The 26,370-nt window shown below is 41.1% G+C and carries 29 protein-coding genes; 23 read left to right on the forward strand and 6 right to left on the reverse strand.

The window, feature by feature from the left end; genetic code table 11:
* Positions 1–146: 146 nt before the first annotated feature.
* The 8 genes from LKX84_RS08220 to purD all read left to right on the forward strand — a co-directional run bounded on the left by LKX84_RS08220 (position 147) and on the right by purD (position 8,821).
* Positions 147–929, forward strand: a complete 783-nt coding sequence (locus LKX84_RS08220) for a hypothetical protein (RefSeq protein ID WP_228236657.1) — start codon at positions 147–149, stop codon at positions 927–929.
* Positions 930–1,321: 392 nt separating this feature from the next.
* Positions 1,322–1,939 (forward strand): hypothetical protein, encoded by a 618-nt coding sequence (locus LKX84_RS08225; RefSeq protein ID WP_228236658.1) that lies wholly within the window; start codon positions 1,322–1,324, stop codon positions 1,937–1,939.
* On the forward strand, positions 1,923–3,140 hold the full coding sequence (locus LKX84_RS08230) for an O-antigen ligase family protein (RefSeq protein ID WP_228236659.1): 1,218 nt from the start codon (positions 1,923–1,925) through the stop codon (positions 3,138–3,140). The genes LKX84_RS08225 and LKX84_RS08230 overlap by 17 nt, the downstream gene beginning before the upstream one ends.
* Entirely contained in the window at positions 3,121–4,218 is a 1,098-nt protein-coding gene (locus tag LKX84_RS08235) for a glycosyltransferase family 4 protein (RefSeq protein ID WP_228236660.1), read from the forward strand. The genes LKX84_RS08230 and LKX84_RS08235 overlap by 20 nt, the downstream gene beginning before the upstream one ends.
* A 91-nt stretch (positions 4,219–4,309) precedes the next feature.
* The gene (locus LKX84_RS08240; protein WP_228236661.1) at positions 4,310–5,032 is read left to right on the forward strand and encodes a WecB/TagA/CpsF family glycosyltransferase; all 723 of its coding nucleotides are present in this window, start codon (positions 4,310–4,312) and stop codon (positions 5,030–5,032) included.
* A 115-nt stretch (positions 5,033–5,147) separates the two neighbouring features.
* A complete protein-coding gene (locus LKX84_RS08245) occupies positions 5,148–6,425 on the forward strand; it encodes an undecaprenyl-phosphate glucose phosphotransferase (RefSeq protein ID WP_317206464.1) in 1,278 nt (425 codons plus the stop codon).
* A gap of 6 nt (positions 6,426–6,431) precedes the next feature.
* Positions 6,432–7,403: a UDP-glucuronic acid decarboxylase family protein gene (locus LKX84_RS08250; protein WP_228236663.1), complete on the forward strand. Its 972-nt coding sequence runs from the start codon at positions 6,432–6,434 to the stop codon at positions 7,401–7,403.
* Between the two features lie 146 nt (positions 7,404–7,549).
* Positions 7,550–8,821: a phosphoribosylamine--glycine ligase gene (gene purD / locus LKX84_RS08255; RefSeq protein WP_228236664.1), complete on the forward strand. Its 1,272-nt coding sequence runs from the start codon at positions 7,550–7,552 to the stop codon at positions 8,819–8,821.
* On the opposite strand, the gene LKX84_RS08260 is transcribed toward purD, so the two are convergent.
* A complete protein-coding gene (locus tag LKX84_RS08260; RefSeq protein WP_228236665.1) occupies positions 8,816–9,037 on the reverse strand; it encodes a DUF6341 family protein in 222 nt (73 codons plus the stop codon). The genes purD and LKX84_RS08260 overlap by 6 nt on opposite strands.
* A 39-nt stretch (positions 9,038–9,076) precedes the next feature.
* Between LKX84_RS08260 and LKX84_RS08265 the strand changes: the two genes are divergently transcribed.
* From LKX84_RS08265 to LKX84_RS08275, 3 genes are read left to right on the forward strand one after another with little or no spacing between them, the layout of a single operon-like run.
* Positions 9,077–10,009, forward strand: coding sequence for a DUF6427 family protein (locus tag LKX84_RS08265; RefSeq protein ID WP_228236666.1), 933 nt, complete (start codon positions 9,077–9,079; stop codon positions 10,007–10,009).
* Between the two features lie 36 nt (positions 10,010–10,045).
* A complete protein-coding gene (locus LKX84_RS08270) occupies positions 10,046–10,651 on the forward strand; it encodes a DUF4254 domain-containing protein (protein ID WP_228236667.1) in 606 nt (201 codons plus the stop codon).
* Complete coding sequence (locus LKX84_RS08275; RefSeq protein ID WP_228236668.1) at positions 10,635–11,684, forward strand: glycosyltransferase family 9 protein; 1,050 nt, start codon at positions 10,635–10,637, stop codon at positions 11,682–11,684. Before LKX84_RS08270 ends, LKX84_RS08275 begins: the two co-directional genes overlap by 17 nt.
* Here the strand turns inward: LKX84_RS08275 and LKX84_RS08280 are convergent.
* The gene (locus LKX84_RS08280; RefSeq protein WP_119639163.1) at positions 11,681–12,298 is read right to left on the reverse strand and encodes a TetR/AcrR family transcriptional regulator; all 618 of its coding nucleotides are present in this window, start codon (positions 12,296–12,298) and stop codon (positions 11,681–11,683) included. The two genes, LKX84_RS08275 and LKX84_RS08280, sit on opposite strands and share 4 nt — an antisense overlap.
* A 325-nt stretch (positions 12,299–12,623) precedes the next feature.
* Between LKX84_RS08280 and LKX84_RS08285 the strand changes: the two genes are divergently transcribed.
* Positions 12,624–13,052: a hypothetical protein gene (locus LKX84_RS08285; RefSeq protein WP_228236669.1), complete on the forward strand. Its 429-nt coding sequence runs from the start codon at positions 12,624–12,626 to the stop codon at positions 13,050–13,052.
* 10 nt (positions 13,053–13,062) lie between these two features.
* On the forward strand, positions 13,063–13,323 hold the full coding sequence (locus LKX84_RS08290; protein ID WP_228236670.1) for a hypothetical protein: 261 nt from the start codon (positions 13,063–13,065) through the stop codon (positions 13,321–13,323).
* A gap of 167 nt (positions 13,324–13,490) precedes the next feature.
* Here the strand turns inward: LKX84_RS08290 and arsS are convergent, their stop codons facing one another.
* From arsS to LKX84_RS08305, 3 genes are all read right to left on the reverse strand, one after another.
* On the reverse strand, positions 13,491–14,579 hold the full coding sequence (gene arsS / locus LKX84_RS08295) for an arsenosugar biosynthesis radical SAM (seleno)protein ArsS (RefSeq protein ID WP_228236671.1): 1,089 nt from the start codon (positions 14,577–14,579) through the stop codon (positions 13,491–13,493).
* 100 nt (positions 14,580–14,679) lie between these two features.
* Complete coding sequence (locus tag LKX84_RS08300) at positions 14,680–15,015, reverse strand: arsenosugar biosynthesis-associated peroxidase-like protein (protein ID WP_119639159.1); 336 nt, start codon at positions 15,013–15,015, stop codon at positions 14,680–14,682.
* 319 nt (positions 15,016–15,334) lie between these two features.
* Complete coding sequence (locus tag LKX84_RS08305) at positions 15,335–15,892, reverse strand: fasciclin domain-containing protein (protein ID WP_228236672.1); 558 nt, start codon at positions 15,890–15,892, stop codon at positions 15,335–15,337.
* A gap of 241 nt (positions 15,893–16,133) precedes the next feature.
* Here LKX84_RS08305 and LKX84_RS08310 point away from each other — a divergent pair, with 241 nt between their 5' ends.
* The gene (locus tag LKX84_RS08310; protein ID WP_228236673.1) at positions 16,134–16,916 is read left to right on the forward strand and encodes a patatin-like phospholipase family protein; all 783 of its coding nucleotides are present in this window, start codon (positions 16,134–16,136) and stop codon (positions 16,914–16,916) included.
* Here LKX84_RS08310 and LKX84_RS08315 read toward each other — a convergent pair.
* Positions 16,913–17,959 (reverse strand): ferredoxin--NADP reductase, encoded by a 1,047-nt coding sequence (locus LKX84_RS08315; RefSeq protein ID WP_228236675.1) that lies wholly within the window; start codon positions 17,957–17,959, stop codon positions 16,913–16,915. The genes LKX84_RS08310 and LKX84_RS08315 overlap by 4 nt on opposite strands.
* 299 nt (positions 17,960–18,258) lie before the next feature.
* On the opposite strand from LKX84_RS08315, the gene LKX84_RS08320 reads away from it, so the two are divergent.
* From LKX84_RS08320 to atpE, 9 genes are all read left to right on the forward strand, one after another.
* Entirely contained in the window at positions 18,259–19,728 is a 1,470-nt protein-coding gene (locus LKX84_RS08320; protein ID WP_228236676.1) for a DUF5687 family protein, read from the forward strand.
* 27 nt (positions 19,729–19,755) lie between these two features.
* A complete protein-coding gene (locus tag LKX84_RS08325) occupies positions 19,756–20,451 on the forward strand; it encodes an ABC transporter ATP-binding protein (protein ID WP_228236677.1) in 696 nt (231 codons plus the stop codon).
* Positions 20,452–20,618: 167 nt separating this feature from the next.
* Complete coding sequence (locus LKX84_RS08330; RefSeq protein WP_228236679.1) at positions 20,619–21,209, forward strand: hypothetical protein; 591 nt, start codon at positions 20,619–20,621, stop codon at positions 21,207–21,209.
* A gap of 106 nt (positions 21,210–21,315) precedes the next feature.
* Complete coding sequence (locus LKX84_RS08335; RefSeq protein ID WP_228236822.1) at positions 21,316–23,838, forward strand: tetratricopeptide repeat protein; 2,523 nt, start codon at positions 21,316–21,318, stop codon at positions 23,836–23,838.
* A gap of 6 nt (positions 23,839–23,844) precedes the next feature.
* Entirely contained in the window at positions 23,845–24,267 is a 423-nt protein-coding gene (locus tag LKX84_RS08340; protein ID WP_228236680.1) for a polymer-forming cytoskeletal protein, read from the forward strand.
* Positions 24,245–24,475 (forward strand): AtpZ/AtpI family protein, encoded by a 231-nt coding sequence (locus LKX84_RS08345; protein WP_228236681.1) that lies wholly within the window; start codon positions 24,245–24,247, stop codon positions 24,473–24,475. The genes LKX84_RS08340 and LKX84_RS08345 overlap by 23 nt, the downstream gene beginning before the upstream one ends.
* Complete coding sequence (locus LKX84_RS08350; protein ID WP_228236682.1) at positions 24,472–24,861, forward strand: DUF6168 family protein; 390 nt, start codon at positions 24,472–24,474, stop codon at positions 24,859–24,861. Before LKX84_RS08345 ends, LKX84_RS08350 begins: the two co-directional genes overlap by 4 nt.
* A gap of 119 nt (positions 24,862–24,980) precedes the next feature.
* The gene (atpB, locus tag LKX84_RS08355) at positions 24,981–26,120 is read left to right on the forward strand and encodes a F0F1 ATP synthase subunit A (protein ID WP_228236684.1); all 1,140 of its coding nucleotides are present in this window, start codon (positions 24,981–24,983) and stop codon (positions 26,118–26,120) included.
* 32 nt (positions 26,121–26,152) lie between these two features.
* Positions 26,153–26,344, forward strand: coding sequence for an ATP synthase F0 subunit C (atpE, locus tag LKX84_RS08360; protein ID WP_053970734.1), 192 nt, complete (start codon positions 26,153–26,155; stop codon positions 26,342–26,344).
* The last annotated feature ends 26 nt before the right edge of the window (positions 26,345–26,370 follow it).

The following is a 26,370-nucleotide window of genomic DNA, read 5'->3' on the forward strand; positions in this document are numbered from 1 at the left end:
CTCAAATTGACATCAAGTTTCAAGTGTTTTCTTTTGCTTTCTATTTTTGGTTGATTAACAACGGATCGAAAGTTGACTTTCTTAAACTGCTTTTCGCGATTAATTGGATTGTACTTTCGATATATTTTCTGCTATATTTTGAGGTGATGCCGAATTTTTGGAACGAACATACATTTGGGCGCCAGGGGAGAATATTGGGCCCGGCAATTACACCAATGGTGTATATCCTTTTTCTGTACCTACAAAACAACAAAAAATTTGATGTTCGCTTGGGCTTTGCACTTTTGGGTTCCATGGTTTACCTATTGATGACTTCCAATTTCATGAACGTGTCTATCGTATTCATTCTTTCCCTTCTTACTGTTGTCAACCTTAGACAATTGTTAAAACCCGTTTATATTGCAGGGATTCTTGTTTTGGGGATCAGTATAATATTTTACATTAAATCCCCTTATGTGCCCGAAATGATAGCTTCCAAATTGGAATATGTATTGAAGCCCTGGGAGTATGGAACGGTGAAAACTAGGATTTCGGATTTAAACCAAGCCCTGGAAAACGAAAACTTTGGCAGGTTCAAAAATCTCTTTGGGGAAGGTTTTGGAGCTAGTTCGGAGATTTTCAGGGAAAATAAAATAGCCCCGAGTTTGAGTAGGACTTTTTCATTTCAGGAAATAGACAACGGATTTTATTACATCTACCATAGAGGAGGATGGAGCTTACTTTCTTTGTTTTTACTATCCCATATCTATTTAATTTCCAGAATACATGGTTTTAAGACCAAAATAGGTTTTTTTGTTATTGTTTTGATCACCAATCTTTTATCAATTCACTATTTTAACTACTTGTTTTATCTTCTATTGCCTTATTGGATAATACATAAACGGAATGACGTCAATTCCAGAACTACGGATAGATTAGCCCATAGATGAAAATGGACAAAGTTTTATATGTTGTGCCAAACATTGAAAATGTTTCGGGAGGGCCTAAAACAAGAATTTCTATGTTTAAGGCTATTTTTTTAGATGGAGGGGACACGGTAATAGACGGAAATCGGAAACTACAGAAAAGCTTAAGGGCAAAAAAAAACCTAAGAGTGTATGTTGAGTCCGCCACCAATAGAATTTCCTTTATAGATCTATTGAGTTTGTTATACCTCAGGCTCATATCAAAAGAGATTGTGGTTTTTATTAGGGATATTTATATTGAGCTTTTCCCACATGAATATGCTTCATTTAGAGGAAGAATAACAATGATTTTCAACAAGGCCAGCAATTTTTTTCTTTCATTGATATCGACCAAAATGGCATTTCCAACCAAAGACATGGGGAGAATTTTTTTTGAAAAGAACACTTGGTTTCCCAAAAGAAGATACTTTGCACTGCCACCGGGATGTGTCAGTAATGGCTTGGGTGGGACAAAAGTAGATTTTTCGAAAAGATTGGGAATACTCTACTTGGGAAGTGTTTCTTATGCAAATGCAGGATTTGATCACTTCCTAGAATTTGCAGAGAAAAATAAGGAAGAATATGCATTTTTTGTTCTGTCTGGGGATAACAGGGCAGCGGAAATGACCAAGAATAAGGACCATATTATCGTTGATAGGGTAGAGCATTCAAAAATTGCCGAATATATCACCGAAAACAATATTTTTTTAGGGTTTCATTCAAGACCAAGAAATGAATATGACGACATCACTTTTCCCATCAAGGCACTGGACTTCATTGGATTTCACTTGCCCTTTGTAACCGATAGGCATAAACCGATCTGTGAACTTTTGGGAAATGAATATGAATTGTTTACCAACATCTCTGAGTTTGAGGAAACCGATAAAGTGATTAAGGAAATAAGCAATGAGGACAAATATTCCAAAGTAACGTTCCTTTTGGAGCAAGTGGCCTCAAGAAACAGTTATATAAAGCGCTATGAATCGATATTTTGACAGGTGGGGGCGAGACGTTTATTTTGAAACTTCATTATATCTTTTCCTTGTCGCCCTACCAATAGGATATGGTATAGATGTGGCATTGATGTTCATTATGTTGCTCTGTTATTTTTTTGTTTCGGACAATAGTGAAAAATTGTTACAGTTAAACAATCATAAGACGTCTCTTTTTCTTTTGTTGGGGATGCATACTGTCCTTTGGATAGGAACTATGTATTCCGACAATGTTGATGTGGCAATGGGGCGGATTGAAAGGAGTCTTCCACTTTTGATATTGCCCCCCATTCTTCTTTCACTACCCAACAGATATTTAAAATTGAGAAATATATTTTATGCACTTGGAACTGGTATTGTAATAGTCATGTTGATTAGCTGGGGGGCAATTATTGTTGATATATTTTCGAAACAATCCCCGTTGAAACAATCAAAATATTTTTTTGAATGGATATATACCGATCACAATCTTTTACGGGCAGCGGATATTCATCCCGGCTATTTTGCTTTAATACTGGTACTGTGTTTGTCAACCATAATTCGCGGGGATTTTTTTGAGGCCATTAGAAGGAACAAACTGATTTTTTTCTTAGTTGTGTCCGCTTTGTTGCTATTTCTTGTTGAAACAAGTAGTCGGATGGGTTTTGTGGCGTTATTTTTGATTTTGGTCCTAAGTCTTTATAAAGTGCGAGGAGCCAAGGAAAAATGGATTTATATTTTTCTTTTTTTCGGTCTTTTTTTCACACTAATAAAATTTGACTATTTAACCAACAAATTTCAAAAATTAGTGGACACCGATGGAAACATTGTGTTTGAAAGATATTTTAGGTGGAAAGAGATTTTGAATGTATTTTTTAGTGAAGGCAACCTGCTTTTTGGAGAAGGTACGGGAGACGCATATGCAATATTTAACCAAGCATATGTCAAGGGAAATTTCGAACTAGCCTTGAAGGAAAATTATAATGCCCACAATCAGTATTTGGAATTTTTGGTTGGAAATGGCTTATTAGGACTTTTTATTTACTTAGCGGCCGTGGCTCATTTTATGGTGAAAACCAAATTGAAGGGAGTTGCAATGCCCTTTTTTATTTTGATCGTGATGTTCTCATTTACAGAATCATTTTTGGTAAGAAGTAAGGGAGTGATGTTCTTTTCTTTTTTTTATCCACTGCTTATAAAATACTATGAACGTTATGACGAATAATGATAAAACGAAGCCTCGGCTTTTTTTGGTTTCCAATATGTATCCTTCCGCAAAAGGGGTGCGTTATGGTATTTTCGTTAAACGTTTTGAGGAGGCTCTTATAAACGATTTTAATGTTAAGAGGATTGTGCTTACAATAAAGGACAATGTGATTTCAAAGCTTTTGGGATACATGTTTTTATATTTGAAAGTCTTGAATCTATTTTTCATCACTAAAAGATCAGATACAGTTTATGTACACTTTCCATTATATTTCTCTTTTGCACTTTTTCCTCTTACATGGAGGAAAATCCCAATAGTCATTAACTTCCATGGGAGCGATGCGGTATTTAATACTCCACAAAAGAAATTTTTTAGGCTGTTCATGGGACCTGTAATGGCGAATGCGGTAAAAATTGTGGTTCCCTCGGATTATTACAAGGAAATGATAATGAAGATTTTTAAGGTTGGAGACATAGAAAGGATGTATGTATACCCCTCAGGAGGGATTAATGCCAAAATATTCTATCCCATAGAGGAAGGTGGCGACGAAAAATTGACTTTTGGGTTTGTTTCCAATTTTATAGAAACAAAGGGGTGGCGAATTTTTTTGAATGCCCTATCAAAAATTGCGGTAAGTGAAAAGGATCAAAATGTTAAGGGTATTATGGTCGGAGATGGTCCGGATAGGAGCAAAATCATAAAAATAATCGATGAATCGGGCCTTGATATAGAATTAATTCCCAATGTTCCTCAAGAAGAATTGGCACATATTTATTCAAGGTTCAGTGCGTTTATATTCCCAACATATCGGGATGAAGAGAGCCTTGGCCTTGTTGGCCTTGAGGCAATGATGTGTGGGATTCCCGTCATAGCCAGTAACATTGGAGGGCCTGCCGGTTATGTCAAAGAAGGACACAATGGTTTTCTGTTCCAAAAGCAAAATATTGAAGAGCTTGTCGAGAAAATCAAGTGTTTTCAATCCCTGAAAATAGAAGAAGTCAAAAAAATGAAAATGAATTGTATCGGAACGGCTAAAAACTATGACTGTCAGGTCGTCAATTCTGCTTTGATTAGATTTCTCAAGTCAATTCATTAAAATGGGGTATCACATTAGGCAATTATTCAATGAGGGGGCTTTATAGATTTATCAGATGAACACAGATATAGGAGATACGAATAGGACTTGCATGCTTGGGATCAACATCGACAACCTCAGTATGGATGAAACACTTGAATTGATTCTTGGAACAATCCTAAAAAACGAACAAATACACCACGTAGTGGTCAATGCAGCAAAAATTGTGGCCATGCAATCAGACATGGTACTTAGGACCAGTGTCAATAGCGCAGACCTGATCAATGCAGATGGCCAAGCGGTTGTTTGGGCATCCAAAATATTGGGAAAACCTATAAAAGAACGTGTTTCTGGGATTGATTTGATGCAAAACCTGGTTCATATGGCCCATAAGAAGGGATTAAAAATATTCTTTTTCGGCGCCAAGGAGGAAACGGTGAGGGCCGTGGTGGTAAAATATTCTCTTCAATTTTCAAAAGACATTATAGCGGGCTATAGGAATGGATATTTCAAAAAAGAGGAGGAAAGGGATATAGCCGCGGAAATCCATGAAAGCGGAGCCCATATTCTTTTCGTTGCGATAAGCTCCCCGATAAAGGAGAACTTTTTATATGAAAACAAGCATATGTTGTCCAATGTAAATTTCATCATGGGGGTTGGGGGTAGTTTTGATGTAGTGGCAGGAAAGGTTAAAAGAGCTCCCTTATGGATGCAAAAGGCAGGACTAGAATGGTTTTATAGATTCTTACAGGAGCCAAAAAGAATGTGGAAAAGATATTTGATAGGAAACACTAAGTTTATTTTATTGGTTATCAGGGAGCGATTTAAATTTTGATACCTTTGAAACCTTATAAAAGTTTCTAGCATTTTCCTGAATGTTTTTCAAACAACATAGATATTCGAATCTTATTGCTCCAGTTTCATATTTGATTGATTTGGCAGTTTTGAATATGTTTCTCCATATTTTGCCCATTAATTTTCAAACCCCGGTCCTAATACACATTTATATCTCACTTGCTTGGATCGTCATCGCCACCAAGAATGAGTTTTATACCATTTATAGGTTTTCTAAGGTTACTTACATCATTAGGTTATTATTTGTTCAGTTTGTTTTTTTCTTTCTGACCCTTTATGCCTTCATCGGGTTTTTCAAACAACCAGTGATAAGCAGACTTGCGCTCGGAGAGTATTTTGTGATCGTACTGGTTATTATTTCCTTGGCGAAACTTTTAAGTTATTTCCTGCTAATGGAATATCGTGAAAAAGTGAAGGGAAACTTAAGAAATGTGGTTGTCATCGGAAAGAACAAAAAAACAGATCAATTAGTACGGGTGTTCAAGGAAAGAAGTGAGTTTGGGTATAATTTTCTTAAGCAATTCTCACCCAAATCCCTTGATTTTGAAATACAGGATTGCTTCGATTATATTTTGGAAAAGAATATTGACGAAATCTATTGCTCCGTTTCAGAACTTAAAAATGACGAGTTGGCCAAGTTTATCAGTTTTGCCGATAATAATCTCAAAACGCTGAAGTTTATCCCGGATAACAAGAATATTTTTTCGAAAAAACTGAAGTTCGAATATTATGACTATATCCCTGTGCTTTCCCTTCGAGACATACCATTGGACAGTCCTATCAATTCATTTTTAAAAAGAACTTTTGATATCGTATTTTCTCTGGTGATCATATTGGGACTATTGTCATGGTTGACCCCATTACTGGCCATTTTGATTACTTTGGAATCTAAAGGGCCGGTTTTTTTCAGGCAGACCCGTAATGGGATTGACAACAGGGAATTCTATTGTTATAAATTCCGATCTATGGCCCCCAATAAAAATGCGGATAATATCCAGGCGACCAAGAATGACATGCGAATCACAAAAATCGGAAGGTTTATAAGACGGACCAGTATAGATGAACTACCTCAATTTTACAATGTATTGTTCGGAACCATGTCTGTTGTAGGCCCAAGACCACATATGGTAAAGCATACCAACGAATATGCGGCAAGTGTGGACAAATACATGGTGCGGCATTTTGTGAAGCCAGGGATAACAGGTCTGGCACAGGTTAGAGGGTATAGAGGCGAAATTGAAACCGAAAATGACATTCAAAACCGAATTAAGTTTGACATATTTTATATAGAAAACTGGTCTATTTTTTTGGATTTTAAAATTATGTTACAAACAGTATTGAATGCAATAAGGGGAGAGGCAAAAGCATACTAATAGAAAATGAAAAAAGCACTCATCACCGGGGCGGCCGGATTTTTGGGATCACATCTTTGTGATAGGTTCATTGCCGAAGGGCACCATGTGATCGGTATGGACAACCTTATTACCGGCGATATCAAAAATATTGAGCACCTGTTTCACTTGGAACGCTTTGAGTTTTTTCATCATGATGTCACCAAGTTTGTACATGTTCCCGGTCGAATGGATTATATCCTGCACTTTGCTTCCCCCGCAAGCCCTATTGACTACTTGAAGATACCGATAGAAACTCTTAAAGTGGGTTCTTTGGGAACCTTGAATTTGTTGGGATTGGCACGAGACCATAAAGCGCGGATTTTGGTAGCATCTACTTCTGAAGTATACGGTGACCCCCTGGTGCACCCCCAAAATGAGGACTATTACGGAAACGTTAGCCCTATTGGCCCAAGAGGAGTGTACGATGAGGCCAAACGTTTTATGGAGTCCATTACCATGGCCTATCACCGCCATCATGGATTGGACACCCGTATTGTGCGTATTTTTAATACTTACGGATCAAGAATGCGATTGAACGATGGTCGAGTGGTACCAGCATTTATTGGTCAGGCCCTACGGGGTGAGGACCTTACCGTTTTTGGCGATGGATCCCAAACGCGTTCTTTTACCTATATCGATGATCAAGTAGAGGGAATCTACCGTTTGTTGATGAGCGATCATGTGGAACCCATCAACATCGGAAATCCTGACGAAACCACTATTCTTGAGTTCGCCGAAGAAATCATCAAACTGACGGGAACGAATCAAAAAATAATCTTCAAACCGTTGCCTAAAGATGACCCTTTGCAACGTCAACCAGATATCACTCGGGCCAGGGAAATATTGGGATGGGAGCCCAAGGTGCATCGCTCCGAAGGGCTTAAAAAAGTATACGAATACTTTAAATCCCTTTCTCAGGACGAATTATACCAGGCACACCGAGATTTTCAATCCTAGGTATTCAATATTGAATCGATGAAAATTTGTGCCATTCGTGACATTCGTGTCCAGATGAACATACTTTGATTTTAGTAAAACTTTAAAAAGCTATTTTAAAGTAAGATTAAGTTCTAATTGGGTTATTTTTGCCAAAACTTTGAATCATGAACATCCTGGTACTGGGTTCTGGCGGACGTGAACATGCCATCGCCCTTAAAATCTCACAAAGCCCAAAAACCTCAAAATTGTTCGTTGCTCCCGGCAATGCAGGTACTGCAAGCATTGCCACGAATATACCGGTTGGTGTAAACGATTTTGATGCGATAAAAGAGGTTGTGTTAAGGGAGAGCATTGATTTGGTGGTAGTAGGCCCTGAAGACCCTTTGGTAAATGGGGTGCATGATTTTTTCTTGAACGATGTCGAATTGAAATCCATTCCGGTTATTGGTCCACAAAAGGCCGCTGCTGCTTTAGAGGGTAGCAAGGAATTTGCCAAGGAGTTCATGATGAGGCACAACATTCCCACTGCAGCCTATGAAAGTTTTACCAGCGAGTCTTTGGAGAAGGGGGATGCCTTTTTGGAATCGCTAAACCCACCCTACGTGCTTAAGGCTGACGGTTTGGCAGCCGGCAAAGGCGTTTTGATTCTTCAGGATTTGAATGAAGCCAAAGCCGAATTGAAATCCATGTTGTTGGATTCCAAATTTGGTTCCGCAAGTGCCACGGTGGTCATCGAAGAGTTCTTGGACGGAATCGAGCTGAGCTGTTTTGTGCTTACCGATGGCTCCAACTACAAAATTCTTCCTACTGCAAAAGACTACAAACGTATCGGGGAAGGGGATACCGGACTCAACACTGGCGGTATGGGGGCCATTTCCCCAGTTCCTTTCGCAAATGCTGCGTTTATGGATATGGTGGAGTCAAGAATCGTAAAACCGACCGTAGAAGGCCTTAAAAAGGATAATCTGCCCTATGTGGGGTTCATCTTCATCGGGTTGATCAAGGTAAATGGCGAGCCTAAAGTAATCGAGTACAATGTACGGATGGGAGATCCTGAGACCGAAGTGGTCATTCCAAGGTTAAAAAGTGACTTGGTTGAGGTGCTTATGGCGATGGCAAATGGCACTTTGGATCAAATCGACCTTCAAATTGACGAAAGGACAGCAACTACGGTCATGGCTGTATCGGGAGGATATCCAGAAGAGTATGAAAAAGGCAAGGAAATTACCGGGGCAGAGAATATTAAAGGGTCCTTGGTGTTTCATGCAGGAACCAAACTGCAGGATGGTAAAGTGGTTACCAATGGAGGGCGTGTAATCGCGATTACTTCCTTTGGAAAAGATTTCAAGGAAGCGCTAAAAGCATCCTATCAAAATATGGAAAAGCTCCATTTTGATGGCATGTACTACAGAAAAGATCTTGGGTTTGATCTATAGGAAAGAATGGGAGCTGATGCTCTTGTCCTCTTCACCATTGTCGTTGAATATTTTCAACTGACCCATCCAATATACAAAGGCCACAAAGCCGATGATCATAAAAATCCAGTTCATGGTGTTCGATGCCCACCAGCTTTGTAAAAAGCGGAGGAAATCGTAGGGGGCAAAAAGGTAGTTTACAAATAAGTCTTCTATACCGTAAAAAAACTTGCTCATCTTGGCTATATTTACTTTACAAAAGTAGCAAAAGATAGGATGATTTCAAGCTTTTTCGGAAAAACAAAACCCATTGTCCATTTTGTCCTTGTCCTTTTATTGCTCCTTTTTTATTTCGGCAGGATCGTTTTCTTTAATGACGGAACCGATTTTTTAAAGGATTTTCCGCTGGAACTCCTTGCCTTTGGGGTACTTATCTTGGTCATTGTGGTCATCAACCAAATCGTTAGGTTCGAAAAGATTACGGACTTCAATTCCTTTGCGATGCTCTTTTTTGTGCTCTTCGCTATTGCATTTTCGGAAGAGTTTGATCAGAAAAATGCCATTTTCACCAGTTTCTTCCTGTTGTTGGCCCTGTGGCGATTACTTTCCATAAAGTCCATCAAAAATGTAAAACATAAAATTTTTGATGCTTCCCTTTTGATCGCCTTGGCCAGTTTGTTCTACGATTGGGCCTTGCTGTTCTTGGTGCTCGTCTTTGTGGTGATCAATATGTATGATCGCACCACCTTTAAAAACTGGTTGGTTCCCTTTTTGGGTGTGGCCACCATATTTGTTTTAACGTTTACCATTCTCAAAGTCACCGATTCGCTCGATTTTTTTCAAAGCCATTACAAATTTTCGGTGAGTTTTTTGGAGGCATACTCGTTTCTTCAGGTGTTGAACGTAAAGGCCTTGGTATATTTTATTTTGATGGTGAGTATTGCCTTTTTGGTCTTTCTGCGGATGCGAAGTGTGGGCGGTGGAAAGTTGCTGCATCTCAGGATCTTGTTTTTAGCACTCGTTTTTGGGTTGTTGATTACCTTGGTCACCCCTGTTGACGAATCTCCTGTAGTGATCACGTTCTTTCCAGCGGCAATATTCTTGACCAACTATGTGGAGGCCATCAAAAGAACTAAGCTTCAAGAGGCCATAATGATTGTTTGCATGCTGCTCGCCTTCCTGCTTTTTGCCATGGAACTTAATCCTTAAGCCATAAAGCAATATCTTTGGTGAAATTTAAACATCATGTTCAGCGACTTTGCTTTTGGCATATTCCAGGAAAGTATCGATACCTACCACATCAAGGATGATGTGTACCAATCCTTTACCAATCCATATCCAAAGGATAAGATAGAGCATCTTTTGTACCGAAAGAACTGGATAGATACCGTGCAATGGCATTACGAGGATATCATCCGTGACCCGGCCATCGACCCGGTGGATGCCTTGGATCTAAAACGCAAGATAGACGCCAGCAACCAAGACCGCACCGATTTAGTGGAATATATCGATAGCTATTTCCTTCAGAAATACCAATCGGTACAAGCAAAGGAAAATGCGACCATCAATACGGAAAGTCCCGCTTGGGCCATTGACCGACTCTCTATTTTGGCCTTAAAAATTTATCACATGCAGGAAGAGGTGAACCGCACCGATGCTTCTGCCGATCACATCCAAAAATGCAGCGACAAGTTGGCCGTTTTGTTGGAACAGAAAAAGGACCTATCCACCGCAATTGACCAATTGTTGACCGATATTGAGGCAGGCAACAAGTACATGAAAGTCTACAAACAGATGAAAATGTACAACGATGAGGAACTAAACCCAGTACTCCGTGGACAAAAAGGGTAACAGCCCCCATTTGTTGGTCATCCGCTTGTCGGCCATGGGCGATGTAGCGATGACGGTTCCGGTAATCGGCACGTTGTTAGAAAAATACCCAGATCTTCACGTAACGATATTGACCAAACGACCCTTCCTGCCCATTTTTGAAGGTTTGGAACGCGTAAATGTTTTGGAAGCCGACGTGAAAAAGCGACACAAAGGCTTGATGGGCCTATGGCGACTGTATCAAGAATTGAAACCTTTTCATTTTGCCGCCGTTGCTGATTTGCATAACGTATTGCGAAGCCGGATTTTGAAAAAATATTTTGCTACAAGCGGTGTTCCCTTTGTACAACTCGATAAAGGTAGAAAGGAAAAGAAAGCATTGACCCGAGCCAAAAACAAGGATTTTAGACCATTGAAGACTACGGTGCAACGCTATACCGATGTTTTTGGCCAATTGGGATTCCCAATAGACATGTCCGATGCCAAACCTTTGGCACGTTTATCGCTTTCCGAAAAAATACTGGATTTGGTGCATCAGGATACCAAAAAATGGGTAGGTATTGCGCCTTTTGCAGCGCATTCTGGCAAGATGTACCCCTTGTTTTTGATGGAAAAAGTCATCAAAACGCTATCTGATACCGATAAGTATAAAATTTTATTGTTCGGGGGCGGGGAACAGGAAGTACAGCAGTTGGAAAGGCTTTCGGCCGAGTATACCAACACCCAATGTATGGCCGGAAAATTGACTTTATCCGAAGAACTGCAACTGATTTCCAATTTGGATGTAATGCTTTCCATGGACAGTGGCAATGCCCACTTGGCGGCCAATTATAGCATTCCGGTGGTTACGCTATGGGGTGTTACGCATCCGTACGCCGGGTTTTACCCTTTTCATCAACCTATGGAAAATGCTTTGCTGGCGGATCGGGAACAGTTTCCTTTGATCCCTACATCGGTATATGGGAACAAAGTACCCAAAGGCTACGAAAATGTCATGGAAACCATTGATCCCCAACAGGTGGTGGGCCATCTTTTGAAAATTTTGGAGGCTTAGGCCATCACGGGCTGTGGCTCCAAGGACTTAAAGTAGTGCTTCAACTGTTGCACGTATTGGTATTTCAACTGGCGGTTGCTACTGTCCATCATCAATGAACGCATCCCCAAATAGGAAGCAATAATGTAAGTGGCTACGCCCTCACAATCCACGTGGCGGGCAATGTACCCGTCCAACTTGCCTTTTTTAAGCACGGAAACCAGGTTGACCTCCCAAACGTTCAGGATGTCCTTTAAATACCCACTGATTTCCTCGTTGCGCTTGTTGAACTCCGTTAAAAAGTCGTTCAGCATAAAGCCGTAGGCCATTTCATTCTTCTTACCGGGTTCCAAGGCGTTCTCCAGACTCTCCACAATGATCGGCAACGGGTTTTCCTCGGTGTTCAACGGTTCGATCAATAGGGCATATACCTTTTGTACGATAAGGTTCTGCACAATACTGATAAAGTAATCTTCCTTCGATTTAAAATGATGGTAAAAGGCACCCTTAGAAAGCGACAGTTGTTTTAGAATATCGTCAAGGCTGGTATTGTAGTAGCCTTTTTCGTTGAAGATTTCAAGGCCCTTGCCACACAAACGGTGCATGGTCTCCCTGCTTTTAAGAGTGGTTTCCATAAGATTTGGGTTTTAGACCGTTGAGTCTGTGACAAAGATTTGGCGGAAACCGACCAACCCAAACAATTCAAGATGTAGTTGCCTTAAAAATCGGTGAAAGGATAAAAAACCGACCAAATACCGAAAATCGAAAAATCTGAACCGACTTACTGGTCGGTTAAATGGCCATGCAGGTTCGTTGAATGGCATTCAAAATGTGGAAACATTTAAAGTAAAAAAGCCCTAACTTCACTTATCGGCCGATATAATTCATTAAAAACGAATCATATCTTAGAACGTTAGGCACTATTAACGCAAAGAACGAGATTCAACCAATAAATGATAAATGGATAAAGAAAAATTAGATAAAATAATCAAGGATTATAAAGTCCAACCTGTAGGAAACGGTTACATCGACTTAATTGTTTCTAGAGATTTATTTAAGCAATTTGTTCATGAGTTAATTGAAAATGGATTTGTAATAAAAAGTGTTTCATGGTGGGAATGGTGTGCAAATAAAGATGAATGCAAATATGGACTTGGCGGTCCAGAAAGTAAATTTTATAGAGGTTGGTTTGCTGAATTGCCAATTGATGTAGATGATATTGAATTGTCCGATTTAACTACCGAAAAAGCAATTGAAAATGTTATAGACCTGATTGATTCAAAGAGTATTCAATATCCAGACGAGATTATAAGCTTTCATGAATCAAATTGGTTAACACCTGCTATTTGGCTGGACGTACCTGATAACTGGATAAATAAATTCAATTAATAATCAGCTGATGGAATTAAAAAAAGACAGAATTGAAATTGCTAGTGATGTAAATGGCCGAGATGGTATCGGAGTTGAGATTTACAGAGATAACAAACTTAAAATTGAGATTTTTCGAGATGACACAAAGCAAAGTAGAACTATTAGTGTTTTTGACAATGGAAAATCAATTGATATTTCTTTTGAATTAATGGAAGAGGCGATTAGAGTTTTTAAGAAAGAGATTCCTTGGGATTTCATTGATTACGAGAAAAACAATGATTCTGAATAAAATAACAGTGCCTAACACGCGGTCATAAAACATTGCGCAGATAGGGCTATATTTGAACGAAATAACATTTAATCAACGGTTTAACGGGCTGATAAGTTTGTGCTTCGAAATGCGCAACGTTTCATACCGCCACCGATAAGTGCAATTCCCCAATTTCTTCCCAAAACCTAAGCCACCGTCCCTTGACAACTACTGCCCGCTCCGGCGGTACAGCCATAACAGTGTTGGGAAATCACTATGTTTCGGTCGTTCAACACCTCTTCGTTATAATCCTTAATGTGTTTTACCTTACTGGCGACCTTTAGGTCCAGCATTTGGTTAAAGTCACAATCGTACAGCCATCCGTCCCAACTTACTGAAATGGTGTTGGTGCACATCACATTGGCCACGGCAGATGGGTTAAAGGCCTCCACCAGGGAATACATATAGTCTTCATAATTGTCCGAGGCCAACAGATAATCCAAAAACCGGGAAATAGGCAGGTTGGTAATGGCAAAAAGGTTATGAAAGTCAATATCAAAATCCTCTTTCAGGGCTTTTTTAAAATCGTGCTCCAAAGCCGTCTGGTCCCCGGGCAAAAAGGCCCCGGAGGGGTTGTATACTAGATCCAACCGCAAGTTACTGTCGGGCATGCCATAGCCCACCTTGTTGAGGGCCTGCAACGCTTGGATGGATTTGTCAAAAACACCATCGCCCCGTTGTTTGTCCGTTTTGTTTCGGGTGTAGTGCGGCATGGAGGACACCACATGCACATTGTGCTTTTTAAAGAAATCGGGCAGGTCGTGGTATTTTTTGTTCGCCAAAATAATGGTGAGGTTGGAGCGAACGATAAAATCCTGGATGCCCGCTTTGGAAGCTTCTTCCACAAACCACCTGAAATCGGGGTTCATTTCGGGCGCTCCGCCGGTAAGGTCCAAAGTATGTGCCCCAGTGTTTCGGATGACCTCCAAACACTGCTCCATGGTCTCCCGGTTCATAATCTCCTTGCGGTCAGGACCTGCATCCACATGGCAATGCTCACACACCTGGTTGCACATGTACCCCACATTGATCTGAAGGATCTCCAGTTTCTTGGGTTTTAGCGGAAACTGTCCCGTTTGGGCGATCTTGTCCTTAAAATAGGGGAGTTCCCCATCGGCAAAGAGGCCCCCGTTCAGGATATCCATCTGCCTGTGGGTATCGGCCAGTTCGTTGTGCCTTGCCTTCAAGGATTTTTTAGCGGCGTTTTTGATGTCGGTCAATATGCTTTGTTCCATTTTAATCTTAAATCACAATTGATTTATTACTTCCATGTATTACTTCCTTTGAAATCCAACCGCAAAGCGGTCCAATGTCCAAAAACGAAGTGAGTCCAAATCACATGGAAAGTTTGTTGTACTTGTTCATCATCATCACCCCATGCACTAAAGTTGCCCCACTTTCTATAGCGGCACCGGCGTGTACGGCTTCCATCATTTCTTCTTTGGTAATGCCTCGCTGCAGTCCGTCCTTCGTATAGGCATCAATGCAATAGGGACATTTGACCACGTGGGCGACGGCCAGGGCGATAAGTGACTTTTCACGGGCGCTCAGGGCACCTTCTTCAAAAACCTTTCCGTAATAATCAAAAAACTTCTTTCCGAGCTCCTCGCTCCATTCCGTAATGTTTCCGAATTTTCGTAAATCCGCTGGGTCGTAATATGAATTGGCCATAATTGCTTCTTTTAAGGTAATAACCGGTTTAATGTTCCTAAACTACAACAATTATCACTAGGGATTTTGGTCGAAAGGACGGGATGAAGATTACATTTTTTGTGTTGGAAACCAAAATTTAGGCAACAGACCGCATAGTCGGTTTTGATAATGAGGAGGTTACAAAAACCTCGATGTGAAAAAGAATAGGATCGGCAAACGTTTGTTTTTGAACAAGATCGGCCCTAAAACAAACTGATCAGTCGGTAAATACATTGATTCTAAAATAGAAAAAGGGCAGATTTTGACCGCCCTTTTTCTCCGTCTTTTGGAAAAATAATTATGCCGAAGGCAATACCACGGTATCAATAACATGGATCACACCGTTGGATTGGTTCACATCCGCAATAGTTACTGTAGCTACATGCCCAGCACCATCCTTGATCTCGATTTTGTCACCATCCATCATAGCGGTAAGGGTGTCCCCGTTAACAGTGGTCAACTTGGCCATCCCTTTCCCTTTTTTGATCATTTTCATCAAATCTTTAGAGCTAAACTTTCCGGCAACCACATGGTAGGTAAGTACTGCCTGCAATTTTGATTTGTTTTCTGGCATCAACAAGCTATTCACAGTGCCTTCAGGAAGCTTTTCAAAAGCACTATTGGTAGGGGCAAATACGGTAAAAGGTCCGTCTCCTTGCAAAGTTTCCACCAATCCGGCCGCTTTAACCGCTGCTACCAACGTAGTATGGTCTTTAGAGTTCACCGGATTGGAAACGATGTCCTTTTTAGGGTACATGGGCGCTCCACCTACCATTTTTACTTGTGCGAATGTGCTGGTGACAGCCATGGAGGCTGTTAGGAATAGAATAAACGACAATGATTTAAAAGTTTTCATAAGAATTGATTTTTTGATTTTAATAATTGATTCTGGATTCATCCGATTTTCATTTTTAGGTTTTTCTTTTCGTAAAGCTTTGCAGCATTTCATGGTAAATGATTTTGGGTTACAACAACACTTACGGAGTTTTTGCCAACAGGGTTTGGTTTTTGAAAAGATTGATGATTTTTTAATTCAATAGTAATGACAGGAAAGCCCGTACTATTTACCTTTACGAGACGAAAGAAGTGTAAATCAAATGCTTGAACATAAATCCATAGGGCTCGTTCTATCTGGCGGAGGGGTTCGGGGAATGGCCCATATCGGACTGATCAAGGCCATGAGGGAATATGGGGTGGAAGCCCATATGGTGGCCGGAACAAGTATCGGGGCATTGGTAGGCGCCTTGTATGCCAATAACAATACGGCGGATGAAATGCTTACTTTTTTTAAGGAGACCCCGATCTTTCAGTATAGTTTTTTTACCATCAACAAACCTGGATTTATAGATACCGAACGGTATGCTTCCATTTTCAAGAGTTATTTTCCCCACAATTCCTTTGAAAGCTTGAAAAAACCGTTGTTCATAGCAGCTACGGATTTATTGAGCGGCAAGGAAACCATGTTCCATTCCGGTCAACTCATCAAACCGCTATTGGCATCCGCAGCATTGCCACCTGTTTTCAGTCCGGTTGATATTGATGGCATTTTGTATGCCGATGGGGGAATCATGAACAACTTTCCAAAGGAATATCTGGAAGAACGAACGGGGTTCATTATTGGAAGCAATGTGTCCATCACCGTGCCCATGCAAAAGAAAGACCTCCGGAACTCCATTCAATTGACGGGAAGGGTCACCAGTTTAATGATCCATGCCTCCAACGATGAAAAGTTACATGAATGCGACCTCTACATTGAACCCAAAGAATTGGATAAAATAGGGGTGTTGGACAAAAAAGGCATCGAAAATGCCTTTATCATTGGCTACGACCATGGCAGCAGGGCCTTGGAAAAAATGATGACGAAACCCGCTAATTCCTAAACGTCGTCGTAATCGATTACCAGTTTGGCGCTGGTTGGGTGCGATTGGCAGGTCAAGATCAACCCTTCGGCAATTTCCCTATCGGTCAAAATCTGGTTTTTTACCATTTGCGCCGAACCTTCCTTCACACGGGCAATGCAACTGCTGCAAACGCCTCCCTGACAGGAATAGGGTGCATCAATTTTCTCCTTTAAAATGGCATCGAGTACCAAATGTTTGCGGTCCATGACCAAATCATGGGTCTCATCGTCCAAAATCACTTCCACTTTGGTCATACCCTCCAAATCTTCGGCCAAGGTATCCTCAGTTTCGGTGGTGGTGAACAGCTCAAAATGGATCCTGTCTTCGGCAACTCCGTTTCCTTTCAAAGTATCGGAAACCATATGGATCATATCTTCCGGACCACAGAGGTAAAAACCATCAAAAGCAGTTTCCTTGAATTTGTTTTTGACTATAAAATTGACGGTCGATTTTTCAATACGACCAAATAGGGAATCCCCTTCATGGGCCCTACTGTACACATACTGAATAAAAAACCGTTCGGAATAAATTTCTTTAAGTGCCTGTATTGCTGCAAAATACATGGTTTCTTCAGGCGATTGATTTCCAAAGACCAAAACAAAAGTACTGGCGGGATGTCGCTCCAAAACCGTTTGGGCAATACTCATGATCGGGGTAATGCCACTTCCTGCGGCAAAGGCAGCGATGTGCTGTGGCCCTTCCGTATCAAAAATGAAACGCCCTTCTGGGTGCATCACTTCCAAAACATCCCCAGCTTTTAGTTTTTCATTGGCATAAACCGAAAATGTACCATTTGGCATTTTCTTGATGCCGACCGTCAACTTTCCAGAAGATGGGGGCGAAGAAATGGAATAGGCGCGGCGCAATTCTTCGCCGCTCGTATTGTATTTTATGGTGATGTACTGTCCGGCTTTGAAAGCATAGACATTTTTAAGATTATCCGGAATTTCGAAGGTAAGCGCCACGGAATTGGGGGTCAAGGTATCCACCGCGGCTATTTTTAGGGCATGAAAATCGCTCATGAAATAAAATTTGCTGCAAAATTAAGCATTAACCATCTTTTGGACAGGTATTTTTGAAAAAAGGAGAACTTTTGTAACAAATCCGATAAATTAGATACCAACTAAAAAACCGCAATATGTATTTTGCGGATGTAAGGAATGGAAGGATGTCAGTTCGAGTTTTTTCCAAAGGAAAAAGTATCGAGAACTAGTTTCCCTCCATAGAAATTTTGATTCTCGATACTATTTTTTGAAAGAGTCTTCAAAAAATAACTCGAATTGACAAATTTCAACTGAAAGACAACTAAAAAAAACCGACCATGTTCAAACACTTCATTGGACTCCAGTGGAAATCCTTTTTTAGATCGGCATCCTTCAAGACCGAGATCTGGTTCAAGATTTTAATGGCCTTGGGAGCCCTGTACTTTACTTTGATATTCCTTAGTATGGGCGTTGGTGCCTATTACATCATTGAAAAAGCAGGCATTGGTGATCCCTTGCGTGTGGTGAACCGCTTTATGATCTATTATCTGGCCTTTGATCTGGTGTTTCGGTATATGCTACAAAAGATGCCGGTGACCAACATCAAACCGATGTTGTACCTGCCCATCAAGAAGAGTCAAGTAGTGAACTTCTCCTTGGGGAAAACCGTGATTTCCTTTTTCAATGTGGCGCATGCGTTTTTCTTTATTCCCTTCAGCGTGGTTTTACTGATTGAAGGGTATCCACCCATACAAGTAATAGGTTGGCATTTGGGGATGATGGCCCTCTTTTACTGCAACAACTTCATCAATATTATGGTGAACAACAAGGATTGGGCGTTTTACGTTTTTGCCGGATTGTTCATTTTGGCTGGAGCCTCACAGTATTATGCTTGGTTCGATATTACGCTGTACACCCAACCCATTTTTGATTATTTGTACGATATGCCCTGGTCGGCCATTGTGCCTTGGGTTTTGCTGGTTGCCCTATATTTTTCCGCCTTTACCTATTTTAAAAAACATATGTTCCTTGATGGTGGATTGGCCCAAAAACAAACCGAGGCCCGCACCGAAAACTTGGACTGGCTCAACCGTTTTGGCAACTTGGGAACTTTTTTAAAGAACGATATCAAACTGATCAAACGTAACAAGCGTTCGCGCACCGCGGTGATCATGGGCTTTTTCTTCATTTTTTATGGATTGTTGTTTTTTACCAGCGCCATTGAGGTGTATGACAACGCCTATTGGAAAATATTTGCGGGAATATTCGTCACCGGTGGCTTCCTGTTCAGTTTTGGGCAGTATGTACCTAGTTGGGACAGCAGCTACTATCCACTGATGATGAGCCAGAACATCAAGTATCGGGATTATTTGACCTCTAAGTGGTACTTGGTCATCATTGCGACCATCATTTCCACCATTTTGGCCAGTTTCTATGTGTATTTTGGTTGGGAGGCCTACGCTGCGGTTTTGGTAGGGGCCATTTATAATGTGGGCATCAACAGCTATTTGGTGCTTTGGGGAGGAGCCTATGTAAAAACTCCCATTGAATTGACTTCCAACAAAAAAGCCTTTGGCGACAAGCAGGCCTTTAATGCCAAAACCTTATTGTTGACCTTGCCAAAGATCCTTTTGCCCATTGTGATCTATGCCATTGGCCAAATATTGATCGGCCCTGTGGCAGGATACCTTTTTGTGGCGGCTTTTGGACTGCTCGGCTTTGTGTTCAAGGAGCGGGTGTTCAAAATGATAGAGAATATCTACAAAAAAGAAAAATACAAGACCCTTTTGGCCTACAAACAGAAATAACAAATCGACTTTAAATACTGACAATACATGATAACAGCACATACCCTTTCAAAAAAATACGGAGAACAGACCGTTTTGAATATCGATCACTTGGAAATCCCGAAAGGACAAAGTTTTGGATTGGTGGGAAACAATGGGGCCGGTAAGACTACCCTTTTTAGTCTTTTGTTGGATTTGATACAACCTACATCTGGGCACATCATCAACAATGGGGTGCAAGTGGATGAAAGCGAAGCATGGAAACCCTTTACTTCCGCCTTTATTGATGAATCCTTTTTGATAGGATACCTTACCCCAGAGGAATATTTCTACTTCATCGGGGAACTTCGCGGCAGGAACAAGGCCGATGTAGACGCTTTGTTGGAAGGATATAGCGACTTTTTCCACGGGGAGATTTTGGGCCAGAAAAAATATTTGAGGGACCTTTCCAAAGGAAATCAGAAAAAAGTAGGTATTGTAGCTAGCTTTATCGGTAATCCGGAAGTGGTGATTTTGGATGAACCCTTTGCCAATTTGGACCCAACTACACAGATCCGCTTAAAAGGAATCATTAAAGACCTTGCGGCCAAAGAAGACGTTACTGTTTTGGTCTCCAGCCACGACTTGATCCACGTTACCGAAGTGTGTGAACGCATTGTGGTACTCAACAAGGGAGAGATTGTGAAGGACATCCATACCTCTGCTGAAACCTTGAAGGAACTGGAAGCGTTCTTTGCGGGTTGATTTTAAACATCTTCGATTAGCTAATCGCCGAACAGTGCTATCTTTAACATAAACACTACAAAGGAATGCACAGCGATTTAGACGGCTTGATCGACTTTTATCAATGGGAAAAACAGCGATTGTTACTTTCTATTGAAGAGAACAAAAGAGATTAAGACTTTCTTGCGGTGGATTACAATTACCAAGAATTAAGAAATGTCCAACAAGAATTGGACAGTCTTTTGGAACTGAAAGACCGCAATTATCCTAAAATCAAACAGCTGGAGAGGAAGATTGAATTTTATTCCAAAAGTCTTGAAGAATTTCCGGATGGTGAGACTGTTATATTGGCAAACCAGTATAAGGAAGAACTTGAAAAATTAAAAAAAGGGAAGTTCCCATCAACTAAAGAAGAATCCCAGATTATTGATGACGCCTTATATTCGTTGGTGAAGAATGAAATCAATGGATTTACCCTTTATTTGGATTTGGAAATGGGTACAAGTATTGATTTTGTAAAATTGGGAGAAAGTCAAATTCAATTGAGCATCAAAGTTGAAGACGAAGATGATGCAAAACGCATTAAAAAAATCCTGCTATCGGACATTTCAAATCTTACCTATAATGCCAACTCTAATAGTTTGGTCAAAACATTTGCAATTCAAAACAATCCCAATTTGCTGCCTATCAAAGAAACCGTATCAAGAATCGTAATCATATCCAAAGGATTCTTGAGGGCGGAGAACACTATTTACTTAAAACGAATCCCTAAAAACTGAAAAGCGTATTTTATCGATTAGCCTTATAATAATCTGAATTTTTTTGAGTTAAGGTTACACACGATTATCGATAATTTTGAAGTTTCGTCACGCACTTTTTATCGCCATGGTTGTTGGGGGACTGGCTTTTAATGCCTGCTCCACCCAAAAGGATAAATTCATCAACAGAAATTGGCACGCACTGAACACCAAGTACAACACCTTGTACAATGGCAATCTTGCCTTTGAAAAAGGTCGCGCAGAACTCAATAATGGTTATAGTGACGACTATTGGGAAATCCTTCCTGTGGAACGCTTGGAGGTTACGGAAGAGATCAAGCTCGATTCCGAGGACAACAACCCCAACTTCATCATTGCAGAGGAAAAGGCTACTAAAGCCATCCAAAAGCACAGCATGGACATTAAGGATGAAGAGCGCAATCCCCAAACGGATGAAGCTTTTTTGCTGTTGGGCAAATCCAGATATTTTGACCAACGGTACATCCCTGCTTTGGAATCCTTCAACTACATCCTTAGAAAATATACGCAAAGCGATAAATTGAACGAGGCCACCATTTGGCGGGAAAAGACCAACATGCGTTTGGATAATCCGGAAGTGGCCATCAAAAACCTGAAAAGGTTGTTCAAATATGAAAATTTGAAGGATCAGGAATATGCCGATGCCAATGCCGTTTTGGCGCAATGTTACATCAACCTGAAGGCACCTGACACGGCCATCCAAAAACTGAAAATTGCACAGGCCTACACCAAAAAGAATCCTGAAAAGGGCCGTTACCTGTTTATAATTGGGCAGTTGTACAACCAATTAGGGCATAAGGACAGCGCCAACTATGCCTTTGATAAGGTCATTGACTTGAACCGCCGTTCGCCCAGGGTGTACATGATCAATGCGCACCTGAAGAAAATCCAGAATACCGAACTTACAGATTCCAACAAAGAGGATATGTTGGAGTATCTCACCGAATTGGAAGAAAATCGGGAGAACCGACCGTTTTTAGATAAGATTTATCGCGAAGTTGCCCAGTTCCATCTGGCCAATGGGTCCGATAGTTTGGCCTTGGCCTATTACAACAAATCCCTCAGGGCTACCCAAGGCGAAAAGAAACTGAACGCCCTCAACTACCAAAGTCTGGCCGATTATTATTTTGACCAGGACGAATACAAAACAGCAGGGGCCTATTATGACAGTACCTTGACCAACTTGGTGGAGAATACAAGGCAACACCGAACCATCAAGAAAAAGCTGGACAATTTGGAAGATGTCATCAAATACGAGGATATCGTTCAAAATGCGGATAGTATCATCACCCTTTATCAAATGCCGGAAGCGGAGCGAAAAGCCTATTTTGAGGATATTATCGCCGAGCTGAAACGCAAGGACGAAGCGGCCGCAGAAAAAGAGCAGAAACGCGCTTCGGCCGGATTTGCCACTTTTGCAAACAGCAAGGGCGGCAAGGAGAACAAGGGCAAGTTTTATTTTTACAACATCACCAGTTTGGGATATGGTAAAAATGAGTTCAAGACCCAATGGGGCAACCGCACTTTGGAAGATGACTGGCGCTGGAGCAACAAATCCCGAACCTTGGTTTCCGAGGCCACGGGCGAGGAAATTGTGGAGAGCGGCCAGCCTACAAACCTGACCGAAGACCAAAAATATTCCCTTGACTTTTATTTGGGAAGAATCCCCACGGATGTTGCCGTGATAGATAGCCTAAAAACCGAGCGGAACTTTGCCAATTATCAATTGGGTCTGATCTATATGGAAAAGTTCAAGGACAACATGTTGGCTGCGGCCAAATTGGAGCGTGTATTGGCTTCCAATCCAGAGGAAAGGCTCATCCTTCCTTCCAAATACAATCTGTACAAGATCTATGAGGAATCTGGCAGCACCTTGGCCCAGAACATGAAGCAGGATATTATTTTGAATCATCCTGACACCCGTTATGCCGAAATCTTGTTAAACCCTCAAGCGGTTCTGGAAGGCAATACCGACAGTCCGGATGCACGCTATGATGCTCTATACAAATTATACGAGCAACAGGAGTTCCTTCGGGTGATAACCTTGTCCCAAGAATACATTGCCAAGTTTACAGGAGATCCTATTGTGCCCAAGTTCGAATTGTTGAAGGCCAATGCCATTGGCCGTCTTCAAGGGTTTGAACCGTTCAAGGAAGCGTTGAATTATGTCGCCTTGACCTATCCCAACAATCCCGAAGGAAAAAAAGCGGAGCAGATCGTGGAGGAGCAATTGCCGAAATTGGAGAGCAAGGAGTTTTCCCCTGAAACCGGTTCCACAGGAGTTGGTAATTGGAAAGTGGTGTTCCCTTTTAAAATACGGGACGATGAAAAAGCCTTGGCTTTGAAGACCCGTTTGGAGGACGCCATTAAGGACCTACACTATAAAAATGTGGTGTCCAAAGACATTTATAATCTTGAAGATGAGTTTGTGGTGGTGCATGGTTTTAGGTCGCAGGACTTTGCTTTGGGCTTTGCCGAGCTTATAAAAAACAATAAGGACTACCGCATTAAAGATGAGAATTTCGTAGTTTTATCAGACAACTACAAAATCATCCAGGTCCATAAGAACTTAGAATCATACAAAGCACAAATTATAACCCCAAAACCCTAGAACACAATGTTTTCTGATAACAAAAAACCTCGACCTATGAATGAATTTGGCGGACAACCCAACAGAATTGAGAAGAACACAAAAATAAAAGGTGATATCACTTCCGAAGCCGATTTTAGAATCGATGGAAAGTTGGAAGGTAATGTAAAGACCTCTGGAAAGGTGGTCATTGGCAAGGATGGCTACATCCACGGAAAGGTGGAATGTGTAAATGCCGATATTGAAGGCAAGTTCAACGGAGAGCTAATGGTGAAGGATCTTCTTTCCCTTAAAGCATCCGCAGTGATTGAAGGAACCGTGAGCGTGGCCAAATTGGCTGTAGAGCCAGGGGCTACCTTTAATGCGGCCTGTACCATGGGCAAATCTATTGCTCCTACTTCAGCTCCCAAATTGGAGACCACTAAGAATGAGCCAGCAAAAGTCTCCTAGGAACTTAAAGAACAATTTAAATACAGCAGCCCGTTTGTCTGGTTCGGCCATACAAATGGGCGTTGTCATTTATTTGGCCGTGCAAGGCGGCAAATGGCTGGATGGCCATTATGGAACCGAAAAAGTCTTTATGCCCATCTGTACCATTTTGGGTGTGGCCATTTCCATATATTTGGTCATTCAGCAATTGAAAAGGATCAAAAATTGAATACTAGGTCATTCCCCATCATTTTTCCCATACTTCTTTTGGTAGGGCTCACCCTACTATTTTTTGGCCATTCTTGGGTTTTGCAGAACCAAGGCCTAGAACCCTACGGCAATCAATTGGTGAAAAGTTATGTATTGAATGTGATCATGGCTTGCCTTGTTTTCTTTGCCATCTATTTTTACAGAAACAAATACCGGGACCTGCTCGGGTTCTTTTTTTTGGGAGGGAGTTTGATAAAGTTTGTGCTTTTCTTCATTTTTCTCTATCCCGGCTACCGAGTTGACGGTGTTTTGGAGCGGGCGGAGTTCCTAGCTTTTTTCGTGCCGTATCTATTTTCACTTTTTCTGGAAACCTACTTTTTGGTGAAACTGCTTAATACTGTGTGAAGAAGCCCAAGATTTTGACAAAAAAATCAAAGGCTGAAATAATAGTGTAAAAAGCTTTTTTCTTTTGAACAAGGAATGTATTTTTGCACCAATTTTTCAGGACCCATAGTTGCAGTGATATGCGATATTCTTTTTTAAGTAAATATTTAGTAGCCGTATTCGTATTGATTACGGGAATTGTATCGGCCCAAAGTCATGAGGGAGAGGAAGTTGAAGCCGGCGCCCATGATCTTAAGACCGAGATCAAGGAATATATCGACCACCACCTTCTGGATTCACATGATTTCAGCCTGTTTTCCTATACTACCGATGAAGGGGAACACAAATACATTGGGTTTCCATTGCCCGTGATCCTTTGGGACAATGGTTTGAAAATATTTTCTTCTTCCCAATTGGAACACGGAGAGGGCGTTGCCGAAGTTGATGGCAACTATTACGCCCTTTACCACAATAAAATTTATAAGACCGATGCCGAAGGGACCATCAAGTTTGGTGCCCACCATGAAGGGGATACCCATTCCGAGGATGCCTTTGGTGAAAACCTTGTGGTTGAAGATGCCCATCCATCCAACGAAAAACCATTGGATTTTTCCATTACCAAAAACGTGGTCTTTATCGCCCTTGTAGGTCTGTTGATGTTTTTGATGTTCCGTTCCGTTGCATCAAACTATAAGAAAAGCAATATGCCCAAAGGTTTGGGCAGGGGATTGGAGCCATTGGTGATGTTTGTTCGTGACGAGATTGCTATCCCTAACATTGGGGAACACAAGTATAAAAAGTACATGAGCTATTTGTTGACCGTGTTCTTTTTCGTTTGGATCATCAACCTATTGGGTCTTACCCCGCTGGGTGTAAATGTGACCAACAATATTGCAGTGACCTTTGCCTTGGCATTGATCACCTATTTCATCACCACTTTTTCCGGTAACAAAAATTACTGGAAACACATCTTCTGGATGCCGGGCGTACCCGTGCCCATGAAGATTATTTTGGCCCCTATCGAATTGTTGGGAACCTTCATCAAACCCTTTTCGTTGATGATCCGTTTGTATGCCAACATTACAGCAGGTCACGTGGTATTGATGAGCATCATCGGATTGATGTTCATTTTCAAGAACTGGATCGGAAGTCCTTTGTCGTTTGTTTTGGCTTTCACCCTTTCCTTGTTGGAATTGTTGGTGGCTGCATTACAAGCGTATATTTTCACGATGTTGTCCGCTCTTTATTTCGGAATGGCAACAGAGGAGGATCATCATTAAGTAAGAACGTTTAATATTTAAATTCATATATCATGACAATTCCAAACATCGTAGGTGCTGGTTTGATCGTAATCGGAGCAGGATTGGGTATCGGTAGAATCGGTGGTCAGGCAATGGAAGCCATTGCTCGTCAACCTGAAGCTTCTGGTAAGATCCAAACTGCCATGTTGATCGCTGCCGCTCTTATTGAAGGTATCGGTTTCGCCGCTCTTTTTGCAGCTTAATCACCTAAAGAAAAAGTGAAGGCCAT

Source organism: Allomuricauda sp. M10, from assembly GCF_020782875.1.
Taxonomy (GTDB): domain Bacteria; phylum Bacteroidota; class Bacteroidia; order Flavobacteriales; family Flavobacteriaceae; genus Flagellimonas.

What these genes read in the sequence shown, in the direction of transcription:
- LKX84_RS08220 (WP_228236657.1), top strand. Translation starts at nt 147, where the DNA reads ATGCCGAATTTTTGGAACGAACATACATTTGGGCGCCAGGGGAGAATA.
- LKX84_RS08225 (WP_228236658.1), top strand. Translation starts at nt 1,322, where the DNA reads ATGGGGAGAATTTTTTTTGAAAAGAACACTTGGTTTCCCAAAAGAAGA.
- LKX84_RS08230 (WP_228236659.1), top strand. Translation starts at nt 1,923, where the DNA reads ATGAATCGATATTTTGACAGGTGGGGGCGAGACGTTTATTTTGAAACT.
- LKX84_RS08235 (WP_228236660.1), top strand. Translation starts at nt 3,121, where the DNA reads ATGAACGTTATGACGAATAATGATAAAACGAAGCCTCGGCTTTTTTTG.
- LKX84_RS08240 (WP_228236661.1), top strand. Translation starts at nt 4,310, where the DNA reads ATGCTTGGGATCAACATCGACAACCTCAGTATGGATGAAACACTTGAA.
- LKX84_RS08245 (WP_317206464.1), top strand. Translation starts at nt 5,148, where the DNA reads ATGTTTCTCCATATTTTGCCCATTAATTTTCAAACCCCGGTCCTAATA.
- LKX84_RS08250 (WP_228236663.1), top strand. Translation starts at nt 6,432, where the DNA reads ATGAAAAAAGCACTCATCACCGGGGCGGCCGGATTTTTGGGATCACAT.
- purD (WP_228236664.1), top strand. Translation starts at nt 7,550, where the DNA reads ATGAACATCCTGGTACTGGGTTCTGGCGGACGTGAACATGCCATCGCC.
- LKX84_RS08260 (WP_228236665.1), bottom strand. Translation starts at nt 9,037, where the DNA reads ATGAGCAAGTTTTTTTACGGTATAGAAGACTTATTTGTAAACTACCTT.
- LKX84_RS08265 (WP_228236666.1), top strand. Translation starts at nt 9,077, where the DNA reads ATGATTTCAAGCTTTTTCGGAAAAACAAAACCCATTGTCCATTTTGTC.
- LKX84_RS08270 (WP_228236667.1), top strand. Translation starts at nt 10,046, where the DNA reads ATGTTCAGCGACTTTGCTTTTGGCATATTCCAGGAAAGTATCGATACC.
- LKX84_RS08280 (WP_119639163.1), bottom strand. Translation starts at nt 12,298, where the DNA reads ATGGAAACCACTCTTAAAAGCAGGGAGACCATGCACCGTTTGTGTGGC.
- LKX84_RS08285 (WP_228236669.1), top strand. Translation starts at nt 12,624, where the DNA reads ATGGATAAAGAAAAATTAGATAAAATAATCAAGGATTATAAAGTCCAA.
- LKX84_RS08290 (WP_228236670.1), top strand. Translation starts at nt 13,063, where the DNA reads ATGGAATTAAAAAAAGACAGAATTGAAATTGCTAGTGATGTAAATGGC.
- arsS (WP_228236671.1), bottom strand. Translation starts at nt 14,579, where the DNA reads ATGGAACAAAGCATATTGACCGACATCAAAAACGCCGCTAAAAAATCC.
- LKX84_RS08300 (WP_119639159.1), bottom strand. Translation starts at nt 15,015, where the DNA reads ATGGCCAATTCATATTACGACCCAGCGGATTTACGAAAATTCGGAAAC.
- LKX84_RS08305 (WP_228236672.1), bottom strand. Translation starts at nt 15,892, where the DNA reads ATGAAAACTTTTAAATCATTGTCGTTTATTCTATTCCTAACAGCCTCC.
- LKX84_RS08310 (WP_228236673.1), top strand. Translation starts at nt 16,134, where the DNA reads ATGCTTGAACATAAATCCATAGGGCTCGTTCTATCTGGCGGAGGGGTT.
- LKX84_RS08315 (WP_228236675.1), bottom strand. Translation starts at nt 17,959, where the DNA reads ATGAGCGATTTTCATGCCCTAAAAATAGCCGCGGTGGATACCTTGACC.
- LKX84_RS08320 (WP_228236676.1), top strand. Translation starts at nt 18,259, where the DNA reads ATGTTCAAACACTTCATTGGACTCCAGTGGAAATCCTTTTTTAGATCG.
- LKX84_RS08325 (WP_228236677.1), top strand. Translation starts at nt 19,756, where the DNA reads ATGATAACAGCACATACCCTTTCAAAAAAATACGGAGAACAGACCGTT.
- LKX84_RS08335 (WP_228236822.1), top strand. Translation starts at nt 21,316, where the DNA reads ATGGTTGTTGGGGGACTGGCTTTTAATGCCTGCTCCACCCAAAAGGAT.
- LKX84_RS08340 (WP_228236680.1), top strand. Translation starts at nt 23,845, where the DNA reads ATGTTTTCTGATAACAAAAAACCTCGACCTATGAATGAATTTGGCGGA.
- LKX84_RS08345 (WP_228236681.1), top strand. Translation starts at nt 24,245, where the DNA reads ATGAGCCAGCAAAAGTCTCCTAGGAACTTAAAGAACAATTTAAATACA.
- atpB (WP_228236684.1), top strand. Translation starts at nt 24,981, where the DNA reads ATGCGATATTCTTTTTTAAGTAAATATTTAGTAGCCGTATTCGTATTG.
- atpE (WP_053970734.1), top strand. Translation starts at nt 26,153, where the DNA reads ATGACAATTCCAAACATCGTAGGTGCTGGTTTGATCGTAATCGGAGCA.